This window comes from uncultured Phenylobacterium sp. (assembly GCF_902826855.1).
GTDB lineage: Bacteria > Pseudomonadota > Alphaproteobacteria > Caulobacterales > Caulobacteraceae > Phenylobacterium.
The window spans coordinates 26,526-31,752 of sequence record NZ_CADEGK010000025.1 but is presented as its reverse complement, the minus strand read 5'-3'; the positions used below and the strand labels follow the sequence as shown (position 1 = coordinate 31,752).

Below are 5,227 nucleotides of genomic sequence, written 5' to 3'. Positions count from 1 at the left end.
CCTCCTGATCCTGGCGGTGGCCCTGAACCTTTCGGGCCTGTTCGAGGTGGGGACCTCGCTGCAGGGTGTGGGCTCCGGCCTGGCGTCCGGCGGCGGTTTGGCGGGCGCGTTCTTCACCGGGGTGCTGGCCGTGGTGGTGGCCGCCCCCTGTACGGCGCCCTTCATGGGACCCGCCGTCGGCTGGGCGCTGACCCAGCCGCCCCTGGCGGCGCTGGCGGTGTTCCTGGGCCTGGCGGTGGGCTTCGCATTGCCGTTCGTGGCCGTGGCCTTCGCCCCGGGCCTCCTGGCCCGCCTGCCGCGGCCGGGGCCCTGGATGGAGACCTTCAAGAAGGCGCTCGCCTTCCCGATGTACGCCACCGTCGCTTGGCTGGTCTGGGTGCTGACGGTGCAGGTGGGCTCCGACGCCGTGCCGCGCATCCTGGGCGCCGGGGTTCTCTTGGCGCTGGCCGCCTGGATCGCCGGCGCGGCGCAGCGGCGGGCGGTGTCTGGCGGCCGGCAGGCCTCGCTGGCCACGCTGGCCGCCGTCCTGGCGGTGGTCGCGGTGACCGGCGGGGCGTTCTGGCCGCGCTACTCCCTGGCCGCCCCCCCACAGGCCGCCGGCGCCGATACCGCCAACCTCGACCACGAGCCCTACACGCCGGCGCGGCTGGCCGAGCTGCAGGCCGAGGGACGACCGGTGCTGGTCAACTACACTGCCGCCTGGTGTGTCAGCTGCCAGGTGAACGACCGGGTCGCGCTCTCGACAAAGGCCGTGTCGGAGGCCCTGGCGCGCAACAACGCCGTCTATCTGAAGGCCGACTGGACGCGGCGCGATCCGGGCATCGCCGCCGAGCTCGCGGGCTTCGGCCGAGCCGGGGTGCCGCTCTACCTCGTGTATGGCGCCAACGGCGGCAAACCGGCTATCCTGCCTTCGATCCTGACGCAGGGCCTGGTGGTCAAGGCGCTCGACGCCGCCGCCAAGCCGAGCTGAAACCCCGCAGGAGGCCCGACGACCATGTTCGACCGCAGAGTTGTGCTTACCCTCACGATCGCCTGCGCCTTCGCGGCGCCCGCGGCGGCCGCTCCGGTGCTGGGCCAGCCGGCCCCGGCGTTCACCGCGGTCGGCTCCAATGGCAAGACCCGCGCGCTGTCGGATTTCGCGGGCAGGACCGTGGTGCTGGAGTGGACCAACGACGGCTGCCCCTACGTCCAGAAGCACTACAACTCCGCCCATATGCAGGGCCTGCAGAAGCAGGCCACAGCGGAGGGCGTGGTCTGGTTGACGGTCATCTCCTCGGCCCCCGGCTTCCAGGGCCACAAGACCGGTCCCCAGGCCAGGCAGTGGAAGGCGAGGGTGGGCGCCGCGCCAACCGACGTGATCCTGGATCCCGACGGCACGGTGGGCCGGGCCTACGCGGCGAAGACCACGCCGCACATGTACGTCGTCGATAAGGCCGGCAAGCTCGTCTACATGGGCGGCATCGACGACAGGGCCAGCGCCGATCCTGCCAGCCTGAACGGCGCCAAGAACTACGTCGTGGCCGCGCTCGCCGACGTGAAGGCTGGCCGCCCGGTGGCCCAGCCCGCGACCCGGCCCTACGGCTGCAGTGTGAAGTACTCCTCGGCAGACTGAGGCTGCCTTGACCAACCGTGATGCCGCCTGGGCGGCCCTCAACAAGGCCGCCTCGGCCGCGCGCGAGCGTCGGATCCAGGGCCTGTTCGCCGCCGAGCCGGACCGGCTGGCGCGCCTCGGCCTGAACGCCGCCGGACTGGAGATCGACCTTTCCAAGCAACCCTGGTCGCTCGCGGACGTCGAGGTGATGCTGGGCCTGGCGCGCGCGTGCGACGTCGAGGACGCCCGCGCCCGGCTGTTTGCCGGCGAGGTGGTCAACGCCTCGGAGGGACGACCCGCTCTGCATATGGCGCTCAGGGCTCCGGATGGCGCCGATTTCCGGGCGGATGGCCAGCCTGTGTCGCGGGAGGTGGAGTCCACCCGCTCGGCCATGCGGGACTTCTGCGAGGCCGTGCGTTCAGGCGCCAAGGCCGGCGCCACGGGCAAGCCGTTCCGCGCCCTGGTTCACATCGGCATCGGCGGCTCGGACCTGGGGCCACGGCTGATCTGGGAGGCGCTGAAACCACTCGCGCCCACGATCGAGCTGCGGTTCGTGGCCAACGTCGACCCTGCCGAGCTGGCCCAGGCGCTGACCGGGCTCGATCCGGACGAGACGATGGTGGTGACCGTCTCCAAGACCTTCACCACCCAGGAGACCTTGACCAACGCGGAGGCGGCGCGGGCGTGGCTGCGCGCCAGCCTGGGCGAGGCGGGCGACGCGCACCTCGTCGCCGTGTCCGCCGCCCCGGACAAGGCGCAGGCGTTCGGCGTTCCGGCCGATCAGGTGTTCGGCTTCTGGGATTGGGTGGGCGGTCGCTACTCGATCTGGTCGGCCGTCGGCCTCTCCTGCGCGGTCGGGCTTGGTTACGACGTCTTCGCGCGCCTGCTCAGCGGCGGCCACGCCATGGACGAGCACTTCCGCACCGCGCCGCTGGCCGACAACGCGCCGGTGCGCCTGGCGCTGGCGCACGTGTTCAACCGCAACGGCCTGGGTCGCCCGATCCGCGCGGTCGTCCCCTACGCCCAGCGCCTGCGCCTGTTCGCGGCCTTCCTGCAGCAGCTTGAGATGGAGTCGAACGGAAAGCGCGTCACCGCCAGCGGCGCGCCGGCGCCGCATCCGACGGCGGCCAGCGTGTTCGGCGACGCCGGCACCAACGGCCAGCACGCTTTCTTCCAGCTCCTCCACCAGGGGACGGACGTGATCCCGGTGGACATCCTGGCCGTGCGCGAGGGCTCCGAGGGCGACCCTGCCGCCCAGACCAAGCTCCTCGCCAACGCCATCGCCCAGGCCGAGGCGCTGATGGTCGGCCGCCCCGCCGCCGAGACGCCGGATGCGCAGCGCGCATTTCCGGGCGACCGCCCATCCAGCTTCATCCTCATGGAGCGGCTGGACCCCGAGACCTTCGGGGCCCTCATCGCTCTCTACGAGCACAAGGTGTTCGTCGAGGGTGTGCTGTGGGGCATCAACAGCTTCGACCAGTGGGGCGTGGAGCTGGGCAAGGCCCTGGCCGCCCAGGTGCTGGCCGAGCTGGAGGGCGGTCCCGCGGGCGCGCACGACCCGTCGACGGCGGCGCTGATCGCGCGGTTGAAGTCCTGAGCCGGCGCGCGTCATCCTGGCGCCCATGACGCTCGCCACGCCGGCGGCCGCGCTCCGCCGCGGGCGCCACGACCACATCGTCGACGTTCTGATCGCCGAGCGAGCGCCAAAGCTCAGCGCGGGTCCCGCGTGGCCGGTGCTGCGACCGCTGCTCTACGCGCTGCTGGACTACGGCAAGGCGCGGCGGATGGCCGAGGCGATCGAGGCGCTGCCCGGCCGCCAGGCCCTGGACTACGTCTCCGATTTGCTGGCGCTCCGGGTCCGGGCGAGGGGGCTGGACCGCGTGCCGGCGAGCGGCCGCGTCGTGGTGGTCTGCAACCACCCCACGGGCATCGCCGACGGCGTGGCGGTGTTCGACGCCATCAAGGCCATTCGCCCCGACGTCTGCTTCTACGCCAACGCCGACGCCCACAGGGTCTCGCCGCGCTTCGGCGAGGTGCTGATTCCGGTGGAGTGGGTCGAGGCCAAGCGGACGCGGGAGAAAACCCGCAACACCCTGGTCCTCACGCGCGAGGCGCTGGAGGCGGAGCGATGCCTGGTGATCTTTCCGGCCGGGCGGCTGGCGCGCCGGCAGCCCGACGGGACGCTGCAGGACCCGGAGTGGATGTCCTCGGCGGTGTCCTTGGCGCGCAAGTACGAGGCGCCCGTCCTGCCCATCCACGTGGCGGGCCCCTATTCGGCGATGTTCCACTTCTTCCATGGGTTTTCCCAGGAGTTGCGAGACATCACCCTGTTCCACGAACTCCTCAACAAGCGCGGCCGCGCCTTCGATCTGACGGTGGGCGCCTTGGCCGCGCCGCACGCGCTGGATGGCGAACCGGCTGAGGTGACGGCCCGGCTGAAGGCCCACGTGGAGGCTGTCGTACCCACCGATCCGGATCGGGTCTTCGCATGATCCTGCGCGACGAGGCCTCGACTGCGCGGCTGGGCGCGGCCATCGCTGCCGTGCTCCGGCCCGGCGAGGCGGTGTGCCTGTCCGGGCCGCTGGGGGCGGGCAAGTCGACCCTGGCGCGGGCGCTCGTCCGCGCCCTGACTACGCCGGACGAGGAGGTTCCGTCGCCCACCTTCACGCTGGTCCAGTTCTACGAGGGCGCGCGGCTCAACATCGCCCATTTCGACCTATACCGCCTGGCCGACCCCGACGAGGCCTATGAGATCGGGCTGGACGAGGCGCTGGAGGGCGGTGCGGCGATGATCGAATGGCCCGAACGGCTGGCGGGGCGGCTGCCTCCTGACCGACTCGACATAGAGCTAGAACTGTTCGACGACGCGGAGGCTCGGCGGGTCCGCCTGACCCCGCATGGCGCCTGGGAAGGACGAGGGATTGAGTTCGGAGCGTGAGGCCCAGAAGGACGGCTTCCTGCGTGCGGCAGGGCTCGGGTCCGCGCGCCGTGAGCTGCTCTCCGGCGACGCCTCGACGCGCCGTTACGAGCGGCTGACCACCGTTGAGGGCGCCAACCTCATCTTCATGGACCAGCCCCCGGCGGTGGAGAGCGTGGTGTGTCCGCCGGACGCCAGTGACGCCGAGCGGATGGCGCTGGGCTACAACGCCGCCGCCCGCCTGGCCGCCGGCTCGGTGGCGGCGTTCGTGGCCACCGCGGCCTATCTGCGCGACCACGGCCTATCGGCGCCCAGGGTGCTGGCGCATGATGTGGGTGCGGGCCTGGCGGTGCTGGAAGACCTGGGCGATGGCCTCTACGCTACGCTGATCGCCGGCGGCGCGGCGGAGGCTCCCCTGTACGAGGCCGCCGTCGACGCGCAGGTGCTGCTGCAGGAGGTGACACCGCCGGACGTCCTGGAGGCGCAGGGCGCCCGCTGGCCGCTGCTGGCCTACGATACCCTGGCGTTGAAGGTCGGCACGGACACCTTCCTGGAATGGTGGCCGAAGTTCGCGCAGATGCCCCCGTTCGGCGAGGCGGCCGTCGCCGAGTGGGATGCGCTGTGGGCGCCGGTCTGGGCCCGAGGCGAGGCTGGCGCGTCGGTATTCACCCACCGCGACTACCACGCCCAGAACCTGCTGTGGTTGCCGGAGCGCGCCG

General features: G+C 72.0%; 5 protein-coding genes and 1 pseudogene (1 of these 6 running past the window's edge). All 6 read left to right on the top strand.

What is annotated here, in order from left to right:
* Positions 1-970, top strand: a 970-nt coding sequence (locus tag QZV94_RS05860) for a thioredoxin family protein (RefSeq protein ID WP_293676871.1), incomplete at its 5' end; no start/stop codon positions are given.
* A gap of 24 nt (positions 971-994) precedes the next feature.
* Positions 995-1,612 carry a redoxin domain-containing protein gene (locus QZV94_RS05855; protein ID WP_293676870.1) on the top strand — a complete coding sequence of 206 codons (618 nt, stop codon included), beginning with the start codon at positions 995-997 and terminating at the stop codon, positions 1,610-1,612.
* A 7-nt stretch (positions 1,613-1,619) separates the two neighbouring features.
* Positions 1,620-3,188 carry a glucose-6-phosphate isomerase gene (gene pgi, locus QZV94_RS05850; RefSeq protein ID WP_293676869.1) on the top strand — a complete coding sequence of 523 codons (1,569 nt, stop codon included), beginning with the start codon at positions 1,620-1,622 and terminating at the stop codon, positions 3,186-3,188.
* A 25-nt stretch (positions 3,189-3,213) separates the two neighbouring features.
* On the top strand, positions 3,214-4,083 hold the full coding sequence (locus tag QZV94_RS05845) for a GNAT family N-acetyltransferase (protein ID WP_293676868.1): 870 nt from the start codon (positions 3,214-3,216) through the stop codon (positions 4,081-4,083).
* Positions 4,080-4,529 carry a tRNA (adenosine(37)-N6)-threonylcarbamoyltransferase complex ATPase subunit type 1 TsaE gene (gene tsaE, locus QZV94_RS05840; RefSeq protein WP_293676867.1) on the top strand — a complete coding sequence of 150 codons (450 nt, stop codon included), beginning with the start codon at positions 4,080-4,082 and terminating at the stop codon, positions 4,527-4,529. Before QZV94_RS05845 ends, tsaE begins: the two co-directional genes overlap by 4 nt.
* Positions 4,489-5,227: pseudogene (locus QZV94_RS05835) on the top strand (aminoglycoside phosphotransferase family protein) (it continues 253 nt past the right edge of the window). Before tsaE ends, QZV94_RS05835 begins: the two are co-directional and overlap by 41 nt.